This is a genomic window from Corynebacterium phocae (assembly GCF_008693075.1).
In the GTDB taxonomy this organism is placed as follows: Bacteria; Actinomycetota; Actinomycetes; order Mycobacteriales; family Mycobacteriaceae; genus Corynebacterium; species Corynebacterium phocae.
Map to the genome: position 1 here is coordinate 133,819 of NZ_VXKJ01000048.1, position 19,530 is coordinate 153,348.

Consider the following 19,530-nt stretch of genomic DNA (forward strand, 5'->3'; position numbering starts at 1 on the left):
CTATTGCGCCAGGAGGCCTTCCGCCACCGCCAAGACCCGGGGCAAAGATTTCCGGAAGGGCTCCAGCAGCACCAGTTCCTCATCCGGACCACCCCCGGATAAAACGTCTTTAAGCTGGGATAACTCCACCCAACGCAGCTCGTATGATTCCTCATTGGCCTGGGTATCAACCGGCTCCGGCACGCGCGCGATCACGGTGGTATATGTCCAGTCATCCCCCGGGAACGGCCCGGCGGTCACCATACTGGTCAGCACTTCTGGAACCTGCGGATCAATCCCGCACTCCTCAAAAGTCTCCCGCAACGCACCCTCCACGGCGGTTTCCTCCCGGTCTACCGCACCCCCGGGGATTCCCCAGGTGTCCCCCAGATTGGTCCACGCGGCGCGGTGTTGAAGCAGCACGCGGGGGTTCTCCCCGCCCGCCACCAGGAACAAACCAGCCGCCCCAAACAGACCCCAGACCTTGGTGTCTCCCGGGCCCTTGGCCCAGCCGTCTCCGCTGCCGCGCTGTGTGCCTTTTCCAGTCATATCCCCAATTCTAACCGCCCCCGCCCCCGCAGACCCGAAGAAAAGCACCCCAACAGCTAAAATTCTCCAAGGAAACTAGGCCAAATCCCAGCGCGTAAAGCCCATCACTACGTATTCTGGACTAATGACCACGCCCGCGCAGTCTACAGGCACCACCCCGCACGCTAGCGATCTTGCAACAGACGCTGCGGGGGACCGGGACGCGCACGCCCACCAGGACCAGTGGCTCGATGAGGTATCCGAGCCGGCGCAGCCCATCTTCGACCGCGCCACCCACCGCGCCCTGATGTGGTTTGCCGGCCCGGCGCGGCTCATGCGTAGGGGCTACAACTTCATCACCACCACGCCGGGCAAGATGACCACCATGATGGTGCTGCTGACCGTGACTATCGCGGCCGCTGGGCTGTCCATGGCCAACTTCTCCTCCGCGCGCCACGAGCGCCTTGACGTGCTGCTAAGCTCCACGGAGCCAATGAACAACGCGGCGCATAACCTCTACACCTCCTTGTCTTTGGCGGACACGGTGGCCTCCACAACGTTCGTGCAGGCGGGCGACACGCCGGAAATCTCACGGCAGCTTTACAACGACTCCATCGACCGCGCGGCCGCCGCGGCTACGCAGGCGGTCCTGGGCACCGATGAAAGCGATACCCACATCCGTTCGCTGGTGGGGCTCATTCAGCGGCGCCTGCCGGTGTACACCGGCATGGTGGAACAGGCGCGCGCTAATCACCGTTCCGGAAATGCGGTGGCGGTGACGTACATGACTAACGCTTCTGCGCTGATGCGCGATGACATCCTGCCGGCGGCCGGGGAGCTATTCCAGCTAACTAGCGCCAAGGTGGCCACGCAGGAACGCGAGCTCACCACGCCGCAGTGGATTCCCATCACCGGTTTCCTGGCGGCGGTGGGGCTGCTGCTAGTAGCCCAGTGGTGGTTGTGGCGGCTGACACGCCGGCGGTTTAACCGTGGGTTTTTAACCGGCACCGCGCTCATGCTGGTTGCCCTGGTGTGGGTGGTCATTGCCAACGTACTCACGTGGGCCTCCGGTGGCCAACGCTTTGATACCGCGGCCGCGCCGTGGGAGCAGCTGACCAACTCTCAGATTGCGGCCCAGCAGGCGCGTACTGCGGAAACACTGCTGTTGGTCAACCGCCAAACCCCGGACTCGGTGTCGGATGAATTTACCGGGATGGCCAGCGCGGTCAACCAGGCGCTGGACTCTTTTACCAACGCCGAGCACAAGGAACCACGCCACCAGGAGACGGTGGACTCCGCTCGCGCCGCGCTCGCGGAGTGGAGCGTAGCTCACCGGTTGATGGTAGAGAACTTGGCCGCCGGCAATTACGATGCCGCCATCTACCAGGCCACCGCAGTTAATCCGCCGGAGGAGATTCCTACCTCCGCCCCGGCGTTTAGCCAGCTAAACAATTCCCTCACCCAACTAATTGCGACTACCCGGGAAGTCATGCGCACCTACATCAATGACAGCTTGACGGTAAACCGGGCCCTGGGCGGCGCGGTAGGGTTCTTAACGATTGCCGCTATTTTTGCCATCTGGGTTGGTATCCGGCCGCGTCTACAGGAGTACCTCTAATGAGTACCCGCCACGGACTGCTCTCCCTGCTTCTAGCCACCGTTCTGGGCGCCGGTGGCTGCGCACAACTGCCCCCGGACACGGGTTCGCCGCTGGCCTCGCAGCTCAACACCCCTGCTCCGAAGCCTGCTCGGGGGGTGCCGGAACCGTATGGCTCCGTCCTGGAACCGGCCGGAAGCCACCGCGCGCAGGAAATGACCATAGCCCCAGAAAAGCTCCGTGGTAGCCTGCGCCCCGATGACAAGGCCCCAGCGGAGCGGGTGCCACGCATCTTGGCGCGCGGCCGGCTGATTGTGGGCGTGGACCAGTCCAATAACCTGATGAGCTACCGCGACACCGTCACGGGGGATCTGCGGGGCTTCGAGGTTGACATTGCGCGGGAGATAGCCCGGGACATTTTCGGAGATCCGGGAAAAGTAGACTTCCGGTTTGTTACCTCAGCGGGCCGGGTTCCGGCGCTTCAACGGGGGGACGTGGATATTATTATCCGTTCCATGACTGTGACCGCTAAAAGGCAGGAACAGCTGGAGTTCTCCCTGCCGTACATGGTGGCGCACACCCGCATGTTGGTGGAGACCCGCTCCGGAATCAGGTCGCTGGATAATATGGCCGGCCGCACCGCGTGCGCTACCCGGGGTTCTACCTCCGTGGAGTGGGTAAGGGACCGCGCCCCGGAAGCAGACATCCTGATAACCAACAACTGGGGCGATTGCCTGATGGCCCTGCAGCTGGGCCAAGTGGATGCCATTGTCACCGATGACGCCCTCCTGTCCGGCATGAAAGCCCAAGACCCCTACACCGCGATTGTGGGGGAAAAGCTCTCCACCGAGCTCTACGCCGTGGGTGTAGCCTCCGGAAACAACGGTTTAGTACGCCAGGTAAATTCCACCCTGCAGCGGATCCGCTCCGACGGCACGTGGGATGACATCTTCGACGAATGGCTGGGCCAGTACCTACCGCGCCCAACCCTTCCACCAGAGAACTTCCGGGACGAGCCGAAAGGACAAGCGCATGGATAAGCGCATGGATAAGCCCATGGATAAGCCCCAGCCCGATTCCCAGCCCGATTCCCAGCGCCTCGACCAAACAGAGGCCGTGGCCTTTGACCCTTTTGCCGATGACAGTTCTTCTGCTGAGCACACCTCTGCGGTGAAGTTTGACCCCTTTGCCGACGATGAGGACCCCACGGAGGGCGGCACCTCCGCCGTTAGCTTCAACCCCTTCGCTGATGACGAAGACGGGGACTCCACCGACATCGCCGCGTTGGTCGAAGAGCTGGACAAGCTGCGCAGTGCCGTGGGCAACCAACCGGCGGCAAAATCAACCTCACAGACCTCCCGGGAGCGCGCGCTCAAGGCCTTCCGGGACCTGCGCGGAGCCACCCGTACCGACCGCAACGTCGCGGACGGCATGGTCTCCCTGCCCTTTGTCACCCCCAACAACCCCCACGACGCCCTGGTGGATGTCTCCGCAGAAAGCAGCCTTTCCACCCCGCGCCCGCAGCTTGGCCCCGGCGATATCGTGGGCGGACAGTACGAAATCTTGGGCGTTATCGCCCACGGCGGCATGGGGTGGATTTACCTGGCCAACGACCACTTTGTCTCCGGGCGAATCGTGGTATTGAAAGGAATGCAGGCCCACAAATCTGCCGATGAAACCGCCGCCGCTGAGGCCGAGCGCGAGTTTCTGGCAGACATCACCCACCCGGGTATCGTCAAGATTTTCAACTTCGTGGACGACGACCGCGTGCCCGGCGGGTTCATCGTCATGGAATACGTGGGTGGGCCCTCCCTGCGCGCCCGCCGTAACGCCCAAGAAGGCGGGCTTTTGCCCATAGACATAGCCATTGCCTACATCCTGGAAATCCTCCCCGCGCTGGACTACCTCCACTCCCGCGAGGTTGTCTACAACGACCTGAAGCCGGACAACATCATTGTCACCGAAGACCAGGTCAAACTGATCGACCTGGGCGCGGTATCCGGGATCGGTGCCTACGGCTATATCTACGGCACCAAGGGTTTCCAAGCCCCCGAAGTAGCCACTGAGGGTCCCTCCATAGCCAGCGATATTTACACCATCGGCCGCACGCTAGCCGCCCTCACGCTCAATCTGCCCCGCGACGAGGACAACATCTACCTTCCGGGCATGCCCAGCCCCACCGATGAGCCCGGGCTCCGCGCCCACCTGTCCTACTACCGCCTGCTCGCACGCGCCATGCACAAAGACCCCAAGCAGCGCTTTGCCAATATCACGGAACTGCGCACCCAACTCTACGGCGTCCTCCGGGAAGTCATAGCTCAACGAGACGGCATCCAGCACCCCGCGCAGCACTCACTATTCTCCCCCTCGCGTTCCACCTTTGGCACCAAACACCTGGTGTTTCGCACCGACCAGCTAATTGACGGGATTGACCGCACGGTGCGGATAACCTCCCCCGAGGTGGCATCGGCGCTACCAGCACCGCTGTTGGACCGCCGCGACATCGGTGCCGCCCTGCTCCAAGGCTTTTCCTACGCCGAGCCGCAGGAAGCCCTGGAAACCCTGCGCCAAGCCATGCACACCCCGGAGTATGAAACCTCCGCGGAAATACCCTTCGGCGTGGTGCGCTCCATGATTGACCTGGGGTTCATCGGGGAGGCCAAATCCTGGCTAGACAAAATCAAAGACCGCCTGGGCCACGACTGGCGCTTCTACTGGTACTCCGGCGTGGCCGAACTCCTGCTGGACCGCTACGCGAGCGCCCAGGAACACTTCGTGGAAGTACTGACCATCCTGCCCGGCGAGGCCGCGCCCAAACTCGCCATAGCGGCTGTCAACGAGCTTATTTTGCAACAGCTGGGATACCACAACGCGAGCTTCCTTGACCCGGAGATGGCCCGCGCACTCTCCGGCAACGGAACCTCCCTGGCGGACCTTCCCAACGCGGAATTCGCGGATCAACCCGGCTTCTGGGACCACGTTACTGACGACCCCCGGCTGTTAAGAATAAACTCCATGCGCCTCTACGCCCTGGTGTGGGACACCAACCCCACCACGGTGTCCTCCGCGTTTGGCCTAGCCCGCCAACTTCGCACCGAAGGCCAGATTGAGCTAGCCGTGGCCACCCTCGACCGCGTCCCCAACGCCTCCCGGCATCACCGGATGGCCCGGCTAACCACCGTGTTGCAGCTCATTAACCAAGATCTCACCGAATCACGCGTGCGCCGGGCCGCCCGCCGCTTGGAGGAGGTCCCCATGAATGAACCCCGGTTCCTGCAGATCAAGGTGGCCGTCATTTCCGCCGGGCTCAACTTCTTGCGCACCGAAGGGCTTGATGCCGCCGCCTCCCCCAACGACCTCTTCGAATACTCCTTTACCCAACGGGGGCTGCAGACTGGACTGGCCGACACCTTGCGCACCCTCGCCCGCCAAGCGCCTTTCAGCCGCCACCGCTATGAGCTGGTAGACCTGGCCAACCAGGTCCGGCCGATTACCACTTTCTAGGTCCTCGCCCGCGAAGCCGGCGCTACCCCGGGAAGCCGGCACTACCCGAGTGGCCGGCGCTACCCGAGTGTCCGGCACCCCTTTTGCGACTAAGGGCCGCCAGCGGATCCTGACGAGTATCACACCCGGAAAAGTGGGAAAGATCGGGGCAGATCGGGCATAATTAAAGGTGTATAGAGCCAGAAGCAAACACAAACAAGAACACGAAAGGCGGGTTGCTTGATGAAGCAAACTGTAGGAAACAAAGTTGTCCTTATCGGTGCCGGTGATGTGGGAGTGGCATTCGCCTACGCCCTGGTTAACCAGGGAACCTGCGACCACCTGGCCATCATCGACATCGATGAAAAGAAACTGGCCGGAAACGTCATGGACCTCAACCACGGCGTGGTGTGGGCACCTTCCCGCACCAAAGTCACCCGCGGCACCTACGCCGACTGCGAAGACGCCGCCATGGTGGTCATCTGCGCCGGCGCCGCCCAGAAACCCGGCGAAACCCGCCTGGAACTGGTGGACAAGAACATGAAGATCTTCAAAAACATTGTGGACTCCGTCATGGGCGCCGGCTTCGACGGAATCTTCCTGGTGGCCTCCAACCCGGTGGATATCCTCACCTACGCCGTGTGGCGCTACTCCGGTCTGGAATGGAACCGCGTAATCGGTTCCGGTACCGTCCTGGACTCCGCCCGCTTCCGCTACATGCTGGGCGAGCGCTACGAGGTGGCCCCTACCTCCATCCACGCCTACATCATCGGCGAGCACGGTGACACCGAGCTGCCAGTGCTGTCCTCGGCAACCGTCGCCGGTATTTCCATGCGCAAGCAGCTGGAAAAGACCCCCGGCCTGGAAGAAGACCTGGAAAAGATCTTTGAAAAGACCCGCGACGCCGCCTATGAGATCATCGACGCCAAGGGATCTACCTCCTACGGTATCGGCATGGGCCTAGCCCGTATCACCAAGGCCGTTATCCAAAACCAAGATGTGGCGCTGCCCGTCTCCGCCCTGCTCCACGGCGAGTACGGCCAGGAAGACATCTACATCGGCACGCCCGCCATCATCAACCGCAAAGGCATTCGCCGCGTGATTGAACTCGAGCTCAGCGAACACGAAGCAGAGCGTTTCAACCACTCCGCTGACACCCTGCGCGCCATCCAGGAAAAGTTCTTCGCGCCCGAAGACTAACCCAAAGACTAAAACGCCCAGAAAAAGTGCCCCACCAGCCGGTGGGGCACTTCTTAGGTTTTCAACCCGGCTAGGAAACTAGCTCGGTAGCCTTCTGCGCGATAGCAAGTTCCTCATTAGTAGGAACTACCAGCACCTTCACGGCGGAGTCAGGGGTGGAGATAACCCGCGCCTCAGAGGAACGAACCGAGTTCTTCTCCTTGTCCAGCTTGATGCCGTACATCTCCAGACCTGCCAGCGCGTCCGCGCGGACATCGTCATCATTTTCGCCCACACCAGCGGTGAACGTGATGGCGTCCACGCGGCCAAGCGCGATCATGTAAGAACCAATGAACCGGCGCAGCTGGTGGATGTAAATCTCATACGCCAGCTTGGCCTGGGAATCCCCACCCTGAATCTTCTCATGCAGCACACGGAAGTCATTCACACCCGCAATACCCTTGACGCCAGACTGCTTATTCAACAGGTTATCAATTTCATCGATGCCCATGCCGGCCTGGCGAGCCAGGTGGAAGATGATGCCCGGATCCACGTCACCACAACGAGTACCCATAACTAACCCGGCTAGCGGGGTAAGGCCCATGGAGGTATCAATGGCCTTGCCGTTGGCCACAGCCGCGCAAGAAGCGCCGTTACCCAAGTGCAAAGTAATCTGATTGGTCTCCGCAGGATCCCGCTCGATAAGGCCCGGCACCTGCTGGGAAACAAACTCGTGCGAGGTTCCGTGGAAGCCATAGCGGCGAATGTTGTGCTCTTTGGCTACTTCGCTGTTAATAGCGTAAAGAGCAGCGGCCTGGGGCATGGTGTTGAAGAACGCGGTGTCAAACACGGCCACGTGGGGCACGTCCGGCAAGATGGCGCGCGCGGTGCGAATGCCGTCCAGGTTCGCGGGGTTGTGCAGCGGCGCTAGCGGGATAAGATCCTCAATCTTGGACTCGGCGTTGTCGTCGATGACCACTGGCTCGCTGAAAATCTGGCCACCATGGACCACGCGGTGGCCAACGGCAATGAGCTCCACGTCCTGCGGGCCCACCTTATGTTCGTGCATGATTTCAAAAGCGCGGTTAAGGCCTACCGAGTGGTTGGGGATTTCCAACTCCTCGGTGAACTTTTCTCCACCGGTCTTGACGGTAACGGAGCCCTTGGGCTCACCTACCTGCTCTACCAGGCCGCTGACCAGCGGGGCGTCGGTAGCAGCTGCGGTGGGATCTACCACCTGGAACTTCACGGAGGAAGAACCGGAATTTAGAACAAGCACATACGACATTTATTTAACTCCTGCTTGGATAGCGGTAATAGCAACGGTGTTGACAATATCCGGGACGGTAGCCCCGCGAGACAGGTCATTGATGGGCTTGTTGAGCCCCTGCAGAACCGGCCCCACTGCCAGGGCGTTGGCGGTGCGCTGCGCCGTCTTGTAGGCGATGTTGCCGGCCTCCAGGTCCGGGAAGATGAAAACGTTGGCCCGGCCGGCTACGTCCGAGTCCGGCATCTTCTTCTTGGCCACACCCATGTCCACGGCGGCGTCAAACTGCAGCGGGCCGTCAACCTTGAGGTCAGCGTCGAAGGCGCGGGCGGCCTCCACGGCAGCGGCAGCGCGGTCCACGTCCGGGCCAGCACCGGAGGTGCCGGTGGAGTAAGACAGGATGGCCACGCGGGGGTCAATTCCAAACTGGGCGGCCGTCTGCGCGGACACACCAGCGATTTCGCCCAGCTGCTCAGCGGTGGGATTGGGGTTTACGGCGCAGTCGCCGAAGGCCCAGAGGCGGTCGCGGAAGACCATCAGGAAGATGGAGGAAACCACGGATGCGCCCGGCTTGGTTTTGATGATCTGGAAAGAGGGCTTGATGGTGTGCGCGGTGGTGTGCGCGGCACCGGAGACCATGCCGTCTGCCAGGCCCTTGTGGACCATCATGGTGGCAAAGTAGGAGATGTCTTTCATGGTCTCCCGGGCCTGCTCCAGGGTCACGCCCTTGCTCTTGCGCAGTTCCGCGAAGTCAGCAGCGAATTCCTCTGCCAATGGGGAGGTTTCATGGTTGATGAGGTCAGCCTCTGAGAGGTCAACGCCCAGTTCAGCGGCGCGGGCGGTGATTTTTTCCGGATCCCCCAGGATGGTGAGCTTGGCAATCTTGCCGTCCAGCAGCTGGCCGGCGGCGGTGAGAATGCGGTCGTCGTCCCCTTCAGGCAGCACAATGTGCGCACCCGCGGCCTTGGCTTTCTCCAGCAGCTGGTACTCAAACACGGAGGCGGACATCACTGGCTCCGATGCCTCCCCTACCTTGGCGGCCAGCCCCTCTAGCGAAGGCCCGGAAACAACTTCCGCTTTGAGGGCCTCTGCGTGGCGTACTGCCAGACCCAGCGCTGGATCTTCGCCGACAATAACCAGCGGCACTCCCAGTGCCGCAGCGGACATCGCGTCAAAGTGAGTGTCCCCGGTACCCCGGATGACGGTTTTGCGCAGTTCATCGCCCTTCTTCACCACGTCGGATAGGGTATCTAGGCCCTCAATGGAGCCTTTCTCTGCGCCCAGCGCGGAGGCAAAGGAGTCCACGTCAAGGCCTTCAAAGCCCCGACCTGCGACGGTCAGGAGTGCGGAACGAAGTGCAGTCATTGGGTTAACGCCCTTTCTAAAGTTGCTAGTGCCAGCCGTCACAGGCCGACGCATAAGTGACACCTCTACCTTACCCATCCGTAGGGTTGTTCAGCCACCTCGCCGCCCAACTGAGCAAAAATTTGCCGGCGCCAGTTACCACAGCAACTGCAGCGTCGCGTAGACCCTCGGCTGGCTAGGGTCGGAGATGGAAAACCCTGCCCGCGTTACCTCATGACTCAACATGTTCGCGTTGTGCCCCGGGGAGTTGCGCCACTGGACAAAGAAGTCCTCCGGAGTCAGCGGGAGACCGGCGGGCCTCATGGCAATGTTTTCAAATGTTTTGTCATGCGAGTGCACGAAGTGCCCGGTGCGTCCCATGTGCCACGACCACCGCCGGGCCTGGTCTGTGAGCTCCTGGCTGACCCGGACCGGCTGCCTGCCGTTGGCCCTGCGGTAGTTGTTCATAATCTCAAAAAACCGGGCGTCGAAGTTAGTGATCCACACGCCGTCAACCAGAACATAGTCCGGCCCTGGTGCGGGCCCTACCGGTTTGGGCCCTATGCCCGAAGACAAGGCCGCAGGAATACCGGAACTTAGAGCAAACGGGCTTTCTTGCGCCAGTGCGGGCGCGGCCCCGGCGGTTAAACCGTGCGCCCCCAGCGCAGCAGCAACCAAAAGCGATACCAAACCATTAAGAGTGTGCTTTCTCATAGCCACTAATACTAGTTTCTAGGTCCGCCATTTTCTAGGTCCGCCATCCGAAAGCGTGATAGCTCTTGCCGCCAAGGAAGCGTTCTCACGAGCCAGGTCCGCAGTATCAGCCGTGGCCACTACCAGGCCCAGCCGCCGCCCCGCGTAGGCACCGGGCTTACCAAAGACCCGGACGTCCGTCTCCGGAAAACTCAGCGCCTCCCGTACTCCGGAAACCACCACTTCTTTCATGTCACGCTCCGCATGCAGCACCACGGCAGCGCCGGGGCTGGTCAGCGTGACGTCTATCGGATAGCCCAAAATCGCGCGGGCGTGGAGATCAAACTCGCTGAAACGCTGGGTACGGAGGGTGAGCATGGCGGCATCGGAAGGCCGGGGGGAGACCGCGGAGAAATAAACGTCATCACCGGAAACAAACAGCTCCACGCAGTAGACCCCGCGCCCACCTAGCTCATTGGAAATCCGGGCGGCCACAGACCGGGCGTTTTCTAGCGCCTGTTCACTAATGGCGAGGGGCTGCCAGGACTCCGCCAGGTCACCACCCTCGTGGCGGTGCCCAATGGGCTCACTAAACCAGGTGGCCAGGCACCCGGTTGCCGGGTCCACGGACCGCACGGCCAACAGGGTTACCTCATGGTCAAAATCAACAAAACGCTCCACCACCACGTGCCGTTTGTCGGTGCTTACCCGGTGCACGTTGGCCCAGCATTCCGCAATTTCCTCCGGCCCGTGCACCACCACGTGCCCGCGCCCGGAGGTAGCAGCATCAGACTTGACGATGCACGGAAAGCCCAGCTGAGCAGCCGCCTCACCCAATTCCTCAGCCGAGGTGGCAAATTTATATGCCGTACCGGGCAAGCCGATGGACTCCGCGATCTGCCGGATGGAGGCACGGTTCCAGGTATCCGCGCAGGCCCGGGCGGTGGGCACTACCGTGCAAAACCCGGACTCCTCCAGCCTGTTCAAGGCCGGGACTGACACCATTTCCACCTCTGGAACCACGACGTCGGGGCGGATTTCTTGGGCTAGAGCCCAGACCGCTTCCTCATCATTGATGTCTGCCACGTGCGCAAACTGCGCGACCTGGTGGGCCGGGGCACCGTGATAGCGCTCCACGGCATGGACCTCTAAGCCCAGGTTCTGGAACGCTCCGGCAATTTCCTTGCCCAACTCCCCCGCGCCAAGCAGCATGACTCTAGTGGCGTTCGGCGTAAGTGCCGTACCGATGCTGTCTCCCAGCGCCGGGGTGTTTATAGCGGGCTTGTCAAAATGCTCAGGCATGTTCCCGATTATCGCACATCAGGGTTGGGTTTCCACCCTTTTAAACTCCGCGGTGTCCTGGGGGCTGGGGTTACTGACTCCGGAAACTGGGACGGCCACACCCGGCTTCACGGCCGAGCGTCGCGCGGACCACAGGGGGTTAAACCCCGGCATCAGCCACGCCAAAATAGCGGTAAAAACAGCGGCACCGATGGCGAAGTACAGGCGGCTTTCTGCCGTGGCAAACCAGAAGGCGAGGAGGTTCACAGCAATAATTATCACCCAAAAAAGGGTCATCCAAAAGGCCAGGTTTTTTAAAGTTAAAGATTGATCTTCCGCCCACTGTTGACCCGGAAACCGGTCACGAGCTTCCTTACGAATCCTCCGCTGGGTTTGGTTTCCCGCCAGGTACAACACGAACAACAATAAAGCCAAACCGATACCCGCAGCTAGAACGTCCCCCATTACGCAGCCGAAACTCAATATAGCTAAAGCGCCTGCGCAGGAAAGACGTTCAAAAAGCGTCAACGGTTTTCCCCTGGCGGGATCTACGTCCGGATAAAGCTGAGCAAACGAAGTCAGTGGCGCGTGCTGGTTGTAGATCATGGGAATATTTTCCTCCGAGTAAATGGTCAAAAAGTTCAACTAAGTGTAGCCTAATATTCGCTTGGACCTTATGCTAAGCCTTGCCTTACCGGCCGATGTCATCTTCAAACCGACGGGGTCGCGCGCAAGAAGCTTCCGCAGTTAAACCCACCGACCTGGAAGAGCTACCACCTATGGCATCAACCCGCACCGGATACCGCATCCACGCCCGCGCACTGGGGATTATCTCCGCAGCCGCGATAGGCAGCCTCAGTCTCTTTGGCGCCCCTACCGTTAACACCCCGGAGGCCATGGCCCAGGGGACCTGCGCTTTCAACTGGGGCATTAAGGAAAGCTGGCGTTACTACCTCCAAGGGCCCATCGCTAACGGCAACTGGGACAAAAACTCTGGCGTGGGCTTCACCGGTTCCCCGCGCGGTGCCGACGGCGCGTTCGTCTTCACCCCCGAAAAGGCCACCATCAACGGCCCCTCAGAGGCCGTCATTCCTATGCAAGGAACCCTGCACTTCCTGGGGCACAAGCACAAAGATGACGTGCCGCACCTGCTGGATATGAAGATTTCCGACATCAAGGTCAAGGCTTCTGGCAACACCGCAGAAATCACCGTGGACTACGACTCCTACTTCTCCGATTTTTCCGACACCAGCCAACGCGGTGAACCCGTTTCCGGCGATGATGAGGTCATTGGCACCATTGCCCTGAACACCCCAGTCAACACCGACTCCGGCACGGTTGATCTCAGCGGCCCGGTCACCGCCACCGATAGCACCCTGCGGTTGTTTATCTCCGAAAAATACGCTGCCGGCAACGCCCTTGATCCGGCTTCCGGCGTGGTAAAGCTTGACGGCAGCTGCGCCGGTAGCGGCAGCAACGCCGGGGGCTCCGGCTCCCGGGGCGGTGGCCAGAAATGCGGCGCCAACTTTGGCCGTGTGAAGGGCGAATTTGACGGCGACGCTGAGGAAGTCATGGGGATGATCTCCGAGCTCAACGACACCATCGGCGCCGTTGACCTACTGTTGTGCAACTCCACCAACCTCAAGCGCTCCATCGAGGACTTCACCGGCGTGAGCACCGGCCCCAATGGTAGGAACAACGGCGGCGGCTCGGGCGGCTCTGGTTCTGGCAACGGCGGGGCAAACGGCGGCGGCTCCGGCAGCGGCTCTGGGGCCAACGGCAGCGGCGCTGGTAACGGCTCTGGTTCTGGGGCCAACGGCAGCGGCACCGGCACGGGAACCGGCACCGGCGGCGGGGCCAACGGCGCAGGCACAGGCAGCGGATCGGGCTCAGCATCCGGCAGCAACGGCGCTACTGGCGGCACCGGCGCGGGGGCGGCATCGGCGGTAACGGCTGCCGGCGTCTGCGAGGCCGGAACCGCACACGGCGTAAAAACCGCCACTACCCGGTGGGGCATCAAGAAATCCTTCCAGTCCTACATCACCGGCTCCATTGCCAAAGGCAGCTGGACCCTCTCCGGCATCAAGCACGAAGGCGGCCAATTTGTCTTCAACGGCAAATCCGGCGCGGTAGACCCAGCGGCCAAGAAGGGCACCATCGGCTTTGGCGGCGGAGTGAAATTCACCGGCCACAAAGGCATCCTCAACCTGCAAATCACCAACCCGGAAATCCAATTCAACGGTTCCGAAGGCACCCTAATTGCCAACGTCAAATCTTCCGACACCTCCGGCAACCGCAGCGATTACGGCCGCGTGGCCGTGGGCAACCTGAAGTTCAGCTCACTGGAGGTGTCTGACTCCAAGGCTTCCGGGCGCGCCGCCGTGTACCTTACGGCCGCCGGTGCCAAAGCCTTCGCCGGGTTCTACGAGCCCGGCCTGGAACTAGACCCGCTGGAATTCACGGCCAATTTGGGTGCCGCAGCTAACTGCGCGGCCGGACAAGGCACCGCCGCTGCCACCGACGCCGCCGGCGGAAACGGCCAAGGCCCGTCCGCTGCGGAGCTCAAATCCCAGGCCGGCGGCACCGACGGCGCCAGTGGCGACACCACCACCGATGACGTCACCTTCGACGATGAGAACACCGAAACCACTACCGAAGGCTACGAAAACGGCAAGAACAAGTTCAAGATCAAAAGCTCCGCTGCAGACGCCGCTGGCGGCAACGGAGTTGGCGGCACCGGGCTCACCCCCGGTATGTATGCCCTGCTGGCCGCAGCGGCCCTGGCTATCGCCGGTGGCAGCATGGGACGCCTAGCACTGAGCCACCCCGCCTAGAACACTCAAACAGATTGGAGTTTCACCCTTGATTTCTTCTTCTAAACACCTAAAGACCCTTTTCGGCGGGCTGATGTGCAGCGCTTTGCTAGCCGGCTGCGGCGTACAGGGCGCCTACGAAACGGATTCAGACGCCGAACTACGTGACTCCCTGCCGGCTGCAACTTCCCTCGATGATCCGCGCAGCTTCACCGGCGTAACCCACGTCCGGGACTTCGACGAGGTAGTGCCAGTTACCGACAGCCCCCAGCCGGCGCTGCCCGTTGAGCTCACCGACGCCGACGGCTACGACGTCACCGTCACCGACACCTCCCGTATCCTCGCGCTGGACCTCTACGGGACCTACACCAAGACGCTCACCGGCCTAGGCCTGGGAGAAAACATCGTGGGGCGCACGGTTTCGTCTACCGAAAATTCTCTAGCGGACTTGCCCGTAGTCACCCAGGGCGGGCACAACATCAACGTGGAAGCCGTGCTGTCACTCAACCCCAGCGTGGTCATTGTGGATCACTCCATTGGCCCGCGCGACGCCATTGACCAGATCCGCAACGCCGGGGTCACCACCGTGGTCATGGAGCCCACCCGCACCATTGAATCCGTGGAAGAAGACATCAAGACCCTAGGCGCCGTAGTGGGCCTGCCGGAAGAAGCCGAACAACTGGCGCAACGCACCGTCGCCGAGGTGGAAAAAGACCGCGCCGCCATTAAAGACCTAGTTCCAGAAGAACCCATGCGCATGGCGTTTTTGTACGCACGCGGCAACGGCGGCGTGTTTTTCATCCTGGGTGAAGGCACGGGCGCACAGGACTTGATTGAAGGCGTGGGCGGGATCGACCTCGCCGCCGAGCACAACCTGTCCTACGCGGAGCCCGCCAACGCCGAGGCGCTGGCCAAAATCAACCCCGAGGTCATCATCATGATGGACAAGGGCCTGGAATCCACCGGCGGCATAGACGGCTTGCTTAAGCGCCCCGGCGTGGCGCAAACCGTTGCCGGCCAAAACCGCCGGATTGTCACCCTGCCCGACGGCCAGTCCCTAGCCTTCGGACCGCTCACCGGCCAAACCCTCCTGCGACTAGCGAAAGCAATCTATGCCCCTCAAGACGCAAGCTAAGCCAACGGACGTTTTTGCCAAGCGTGCCCGCCGGCGCGTGGTGATGTTTGCCGCCCTGGCGGCGCTGGTGTTCATCGCCTCGCTGCTATCCATTGTCTTGGGCCAGTTCTACGTCCCCTTTTCCGACCTCGGCCGCCTGCTACTAGCCGGCCCCGGCCAACAGGAACTGGCGGGAAACGTCATCTGGTCCATCCGCCTTCCCCGGATTGTGCTGGGGCTATTCGTAGGCGCGGCCCTGGGCGTGGCGGGCACGCTCATGCAGGCCGTATTCGCCAACCCACTCGCGGAACCGTCCATCATCGGCGTGACTTCCGGCGCCGGCGTGGGTGCCGCGCTAGTGATTGTCTTCAACCTCACCGTCTTTGGAACCTTCACCGTCCCGCTGGCGGCGTTTCTCTCCGCCGTGCTGGTCACCTTCATCATCTACGGGTTGGCCCGCCACCAAGGCAAAGTACAGGTAGTGAACCTCATTTTGACTGGTATTGCCATCAACGCGGTGTGCGGTGCGCTCATTTCCTTCATGGTTTACCTAGCGCCCACCGCCAACCGCGAGCAAATCATCTTCTGGCAGATGGGCTCACTCAACGGCTCCCAGTGGAAGCATGTGTGGGTCGTGGCCCCCATCGTGGTCATCGGCATTGCCATCTCGCTGCGCCTGGGCCGCAAACTCGACGTCCTGGCGCTAGGCGAAAAAGCCGCCGGGCACACCGGCATCAACGTACCCAAGCTACGAATAGTGGCCATCGGCGCATCCACCATCCTGACCGCCGGTGCGGTGTCCTTCGCCGGGCTCATCGGTTTCGTAGGGCTTATTATTCCGCACCTGCTGCGCTCAATAGTGGGGCCGGAAAATAAAATCCTGCTGCCCGCCTCCGCGCTGGCCGGTGCCGCGCTCATCGCGCTAGCCGACGTTGCCGCCCGCACTCTCATTCCCTTCGCGGACCTTCCCATCGGTATTTTTACCGCGCTAGTTGGCGGGCCCACCTTCTTTGTTCTTCTCCGCCGCATGATGAGAAAGGGGTTGTAAAGTGATAACCGTCAAAAACGTATCCGCCAAAATCGGCGACAAAACCCTCCTCCACGACGTATCTTTCACCGCCCAAGCCGGGCAAGTCACCGGGCTGATTGGCCCCAACGGTGCCGGCAAATCCACCATGCTGGCCGTGCTCAGCGGGGACTTGGACCGCTGCGCGGGGGAAGTCCACATCGCGGGCAAAGACCCGGCCACTACCATCAACCGGGAGCTGGCCCGCGTGCGCGCGGTCATGCTCCAGGACGTCGGTGTTTCCTTCCAGTTCCTAGTCCGCGACGTCGTGGCCATGGGCCGGCGCCCCTGGGAGGGAACGGACAAACACGCGCTCGATGACGCCATCATCGACGCCGCGCTGGAAGCCACCGACGCCGCCCACCTAGCCGGACGCGATATCGCCACCCTCTCCGGCGGGGAGCGCGCCCGCGTGGCCCTTTCCCGCGTCCTGGCTCAGCAAACCCCCGTCATTATGCTGGATGAGCCCACCGCTGCGCTCGATATCAAGCACCAGGAACAGGTATTGGGCCTGGTCCGCAACATCGCGCTCGACGCCGGGGTGGCCGTAATCGTGGTGCTCCACGACCTCAACGCGGCTGCCGCCTACTGCGACCATATTGTCTGCCTGGCTGACGGTAAGGTGGCATCGGCAGGCCCAGTGGATGAGGTCTATACCAGCGAAAACCTTTCCACTATCTACGACTGGCCCATCCACGTCAGCCACACCGGCGGCGTTATCAGCGTCCATCCCCAACGGCGGCGCGACACCGCTACCGCCACCTCCTTTGTCAACCTCGTTAAGGATTAGACCATGAAGAAACTTCTCATCACCGCACTGCTGGCTACCTCCGTGGCCGCCCCCACTGCCCACGCCGCCGATACCGCCTGCGAACACCCCGGCTACACCGTCACCGGCGGCACCCTAAACTGGGGCATCAAGGAAAGCTGGCGCAGCTACATCAAAGGCACCATCGCCCACGGCGACTGGAAGACCACTGACAACATTTCCCCCCAGGGTGATCCCGTCGCAGCTGACTTTAAGTTTGGGTTCCCTGTGGACCCTGCCCGGACCAAGCTGGCCGTAGACTCCGCCGGTAACCTGCAGGGCGCGGTGGTTGAAACCGAACCTAACGGCATTGCTTTCCAGGGCCACGGCGGATCTTTGGCGTCCACTTTCTTATCCCCCTACGTCCGGGTGGCAGGCACCAAGGCCATGGGCGGAACGGGATATGTGGGCTACTACGTGCCCAACAAGGGCATGACCGACTACAAGCCGGGTGACCGGATTCCGGAAAACCGCGTGGAAGGCAAGGACACTTTTGCCAACGGTGACCTCAGCAATTGGAAGGTCACCGACGCCGGCAATGATCGCGTAAACATCACCTTCGCCTCCCAGGGCTTAAGCATTGCGCCACAGCCCGGCACCAAGTCGGAGAAGATTGGTGAAGAGTGGCATACCTCTATCGAAGGCGTGGACATTGTATTCTTGGGCATCTACACCACGGACTACAAGCCCGAGTTCGACGACTTCCAGGTTTCCCTGGAGGCCACAAAAACCTGCTTAGACGCCGCCGATGCCGCCGCGCTCACCGCCGAGCTGCAAGCCGAGTCCCTGCCCTCTGAATACGCCACCCCGCGCCACGAAAAGTCCTACTTGTCTGAGGATCTGCAGGAAATCTTTACTTCGCTGAACCCGGGCCTTGATTTAGAGTCCGGGATCCCTGGGTCGAATGGCCCGAAGCCCAACGTAGCGCCCAAGCCCAGCACCACACCCGAGCCCAGCACCACACCCGAGCCCGATTCAAAAGGGGAATGGAAAGACATCCGTAAAGGTTGGTCGACGTTCCTGGCGGTAATAGGCGCAATATCAGCTTTTGCCATCCTGGCGTCCCTACTCAAGGACGTCATCACCCCGTTTCTTCCCAAATTTAATTCTCCTTTTCCCCTACCCCGTTAACAGTCTTTTGTTTGACCCTTAACCATTGTGGAGCCAAACCAACCACTGCTAAGGTTAGGCTTAGTTTAAATCTTGTATTCTGCTTGAAGGAGCATAAATGTCACGCACTCGTATCGCCTTAGTTGCCGGAATATCGGTAGCTGCTTCCCTAGTTACCCCAGTTGCAGCTACTGCGGCTGAGGATCTGTCCACCTGTACCACGAAGGGCTTCGCTGTCAAGGAGGGGTCCCTCCACTGGGGCATTAAACAATCCTGGCGCAAGTACATCCTGGGCAGCCTCGCCCGGGGCGATTGGAGCACCGAAGGTGCAGTCACTGACAACGGCAAAACGGAAACGGAGCCAGCATTCCAGCACATTTTCGAAGTGGATCCGGAACTCACCCGCATTGAGGGCACACAGGGCCCCGATGGTTCCGTAAACATCTCCAAAGCCGTAGTGGGCACCAAAAAATCTGCTATCAACTACACCGGACACCACGGTGCTTTAGGGACCACGTTGCGCTCGCCCTACCTAGAGGTAGACGGTGACATGGCCAAGGTTGGCGCCTCCTACATTGCCTACTACGTCAAAGGCAAGAGTATGCACGAGTACAAGGAATCGGACCGCACCACCGAAAACCGTCGTGTAGGTACCGACACCTTCACCGAGGGGTCCATCGGCGGCTGGAAGCTTGACGGTGACACCCTCACCCTGAGCACCAACGGACTAAAGTACAAGGCCCAGGAGGGAACGGACCCGCACGGTAAAATCGTCGGCGTTGACATTGCCTTCATGGGTAAGTACACCACCGGCAAGAAAGTCGATGACGCCACCGTTTCCTTGCAGGTAGAGCCCACTTGCTTGGACGGTAAGACCACGCCAACCGTGGGTTACGAAACCGATCTTTCCACCCCTCCAGGTGACAAAGACGCTTCTGGCAACGACGCTGTGCCAGATACAACTCCAGGCAACACCCCGGCGCCTGCCCCCAAGCCGGACAACACCCCGGCGCCTGCCCCCAAGCCGGATAACACCCCTGACAACACCCCGGCACCGAAGCCTAAGCCGGATGCTCCTAAGCAAGATGGCTTGGACACCGGTGCTATCGTGGGTATCGTAATCGCAGCCATCGTGGCCCTGCTGGGCTTGGTTGGCGCAGGTGCGTTTTTCACTAACCCCGGACTGCTCACACAATTCGGAATTTAACCCCATCGACTAACAACGCCCTGCCATTACCGGCAGGGCGTGTTTTTCCGGAAAGGACACC

16 protein-coding genes are annotated in these 19,530 nt (G+C 61.2%); 10 read left to right on the forward strand and 6 right to left on the reverse strand.

From position 1 onward, the window contains the following. A complete protein-coding gene (locus tag F4V58_RS10365; protein WP_075735753.1) occupies positions 1–528 on the reverse strand; it encodes an NUDIX domain-containing protein in 528 nt (175 codons plus the stop codon). A 124-nt stretch (positions 529–652) separates the two neighbouring features. Between F4V58_RS10365 and F4V58_RS10370 the strand changes: the two genes are divergently transcribed. The 4 genes from F4V58_RS10370 (at position 653) to F4V58_RS10385 (ending at position 6,787) form a co-directional block, all read left to right on the forward strand. Continuing rightward, positions 653–2,125, forward strand: coding sequence for a hypothetical protein (locus F4V58_RS10370; RefSeq protein ID WP_245802987.1), 1,473 nt, complete (start codon positions 653–655; stop codon positions 2,123–2,125). Then, entirely contained in the window at positions 2,125–3,144 is a 1,020-nt protein-coding gene (locus F4V58_RS10375) for a glutamate ABC transporter substrate-binding protein (protein ID WP_075735755.1), read from the forward strand. Before F4V58_RS10370 ends, F4V58_RS10375 begins: the two co-directional genes overlap by 1 nt. Beyond that, complete coding sequence (locus tag F4V58_RS10380) at positions 3,137–5,608, forward strand: serine/threonine protein kinase (protein ID WP_075735757.1); 2,472 nt, start codon at positions 3,137–3,139, stop codon at positions 5,606–5,608. The genes F4V58_RS10375 and F4V58_RS10380 overlap by 8 nt, the downstream gene beginning before the upstream one ends. A 222-nt stretch (positions 5,609–5,830) precedes the next feature. Then, a complete protein-coding gene (locus F4V58_RS10385; protein WP_075735759.1) occupies positions 5,831–6,787 on the forward strand; it encodes an L-lactate dehydrogenase in 957 nt (318 codons plus the stop codon). Positions 6,788–6,857: 70 nt separating this feature from the next. Here the strand turns inward: F4V58_RS10385 and F4V58_RS10390 are convergent, their stop codons facing one another. The 5 genes from F4V58_RS10390 to F4V58_RS12590 all read right to left on the reverse strand — a co-directional run bounded on the left by F4V58_RS10390 (position 6,858) and on the right by F4V58_RS12590 (position 11,996). Next, on the reverse strand, positions 6,858–8,054 hold the full coding sequence (locus tag F4V58_RS10390; protein WP_075735761.1) for an acetate kinase: 1,197 nt from the start codon (positions 8,052–8,054) through the stop codon (positions 6,858–6,860). Then, positions 8,055–9,398, reverse strand: coding sequence for a phosphate acetyltransferase (gene pta / locus F4V58_RS10395; RefSeq protein ID WP_075735763.1), 1,344 nt, complete (start codon positions 9,396–9,398; stop codon positions 8,055–8,057). A gap of 135 nt (positions 9,399–9,533) precedes the next feature. Continuing rightward, positions 9,534–10,091 (reverse strand): CAP domain-containing protein, encoded by a 558-nt coding sequence (locus F4V58_RS10400; protein ID WP_075735765.1) that lies wholly within the window; start codon positions 10,089–10,091, stop codon positions 9,534–9,536. Positions 10,092–10,109: 18 nt separating this feature from the next. Next, the gene (gene purT / locus F4V58_RS10405) at positions 10,110–11,372 is read right to left on the reverse strand and encodes a formate-dependent phosphoribosylglycinamide formyltransferase (protein ID WP_075735767.1); all 1,263 of its coding nucleotides are present in this window, start codon (positions 11,370–11,372) and stop codon (positions 10,110–10,112) included. An 18-nt stretch (positions 11,373–11,390) separates the two neighbouring features. Continuing rightward, positions 11,391–11,996: a hemin receptor gene (locus F4V58_RS12590; protein WP_170252487.1), complete on the reverse strand. Its 606-nt coding sequence runs from the start codon at positions 11,994–11,996 to the stop codon at positions 11,391–11,393. A 134-nt stretch (positions 11,997–12,130) separates the two neighbouring features. On the opposite strand from F4V58_RS12590, the gene F4V58_RS10415 reads away from it, so the two are divergent. The 6 genes from F4V58_RS10415 (at position 12,131) to F4V58_RS10440 (ending at position 19,469) form a co-directional block, all read left to right on the forward strand. Continuing rightward, on the forward strand, positions 12,131–14,185 hold the full coding sequence (locus tag F4V58_RS10415) for an HtaA domain-containing protein (RefSeq protein ID WP_075735771.1): 2,055 nt from the start codon (positions 12,131–12,133) through the stop codon (positions 14,183–14,185). A 73-nt stretch (positions 14,186–14,258) separates the two neighbouring features. Continuing rightward, entirely contained in the window at positions 14,259–15,299 is a 1,041-nt protein-coding gene (locus F4V58_RS10420; protein ID WP_075736709.1) for a heme/hemin ABC transporter substrate-binding protein, read from the forward strand. Beyond that, a complete protein-coding gene (locus F4V58_RS10425; protein ID WP_075735773.1) occupies positions 15,277–16,326 on the forward strand; it encodes a FecCD family ABC transporter permease in 1,050 nt (349 codons plus the stop codon). Before F4V58_RS10420 ends, F4V58_RS10425 begins: the two co-directional genes overlap by 23 nt. Position 16,327: 1 nt before the next feature. Then, complete coding sequence (locus tag F4V58_RS10430; protein WP_075735775.1) at positions 16,328–17,134, forward strand: heme ABC transporter ATP-binding protein; 807 nt, start codon at positions 16,328–16,330, stop codon at positions 17,132–17,134. Between the two features lie 3 nt (positions 17,135–17,137). Beyond that, positions 17,138–18,283 (forward strand): HtaA domain-containing protein, encoded by a 1,146-nt coding sequence (locus F4V58_RS10435; protein WP_075735777.1) that lies wholly within the window; start codon positions 17,138–17,140, stop codon positions 18,281–18,283. A gap of 97 nt (positions 18,284–18,380) precedes the next feature. After that, a complete protein-coding gene (locus tag F4V58_RS10440; RefSeq protein WP_075735779.1) occupies positions 18,381–19,469 on the forward strand; it encodes an HtaA domain-containing protein in 1,089 nt (362 codons plus the stop codon). Positions 19,470–19,530: the final 61 nt, after the last annotated feature.

Bases quoted from the DNA above. Each gene is read 5' to 3' on its own strand.
- F4V58_RS10365 (WP_075735753.1), bottom strand. From the start codon at position 528: ATGACTGGAAAAGGCACACAGCGCGGCAGCGGAGACGGCTGGGCCAAG.
- F4V58_RS10370 (WP_245802987.1), top strand. From the start codon at position 653: ATGACCACGCCCGCGCAGTCTACAGGCACCACCCCGCACGCTAGCGAT.
- F4V58_RS10375 (WP_075735755.1), top strand. From the start codon at position 2,125: ATGAGTACCCGCCACGGACTGCTCTCCCTGCTTCTAGCCACCGTTCTG.
- F4V58_RS10380 (WP_075735757.1), top strand. From the start codon at position 3,137: ATGGATAAGCGCATGGATAAGCCCATGGATAAGCCCCAGCCCGATTCC.
- F4V58_RS10385 (WP_075735759.1), top strand. From the start codon at position 5,831: ATGAAGCAAACTGTAGGAAACAAAGTTGTCCTTATCGGTGCCGGTGAT.
- F4V58_RS10390 (WP_075735761.1), bottom strand. From the start codon at position 8,054: ATGTCGTATGTGCTTGTTCTAAATTCCGGTTCTTCCTCCGTGAAGTTC.
- pta (WP_075735763.1), bottom strand. From the start codon at position 9,398: ATGACTGCACTTCGTTCCGCACTCCTGACCGTCGCAGGTCGGGGCTTT.
- F4V58_RS10400 (WP_075735765.1), bottom strand. From the start codon at position 10,091: ATGAGAAAGCACACTCTTAATGGTTTGGTATCGCTTTTGGTTGCTGCT.
- purT (WP_075735767.1), bottom strand. From the start codon at position 11,372: ATGCCTGAGCATTTTGACAAGCCCGCTATAAACACCCCGGCGCTGGGA.
- F4V58_RS10415 (WP_075735771.1), top strand. From the start codon at position 12,131: ATGGCATCAACCCGCACCGGATACCGCATCCACGCCCGCGCACTGGGG.
- F4V58_RS10420 (WP_075736709.1), top strand. From the start codon at position 14,259: ATGTGCAGCGCTTTGCTAGCCGGCTGCGGCGTACAGGGCGCCTACGAA.
- F4V58_RS10425 (WP_075735773.1), top strand. From the start codon at position 15,277: ATGCCCCTCAAGACGCAAGCTAAGCCAACGGACGTTTTTGCCAAGCGT.
- F4V58_RS10435 (WP_075735777.1), top strand. From the start codon at position 17,138: ATGAAGAAACTTCTCATCACCGCACTGCTGGCTACCTCCGTGGCCGCC.
- F4V58_RS10440 (WP_075735779.1), top strand. From the start codon at position 18,381: ATGTCACGCACTCGTATCGCCTTAGTTGCCGGAATATCGGTAGCTGCT.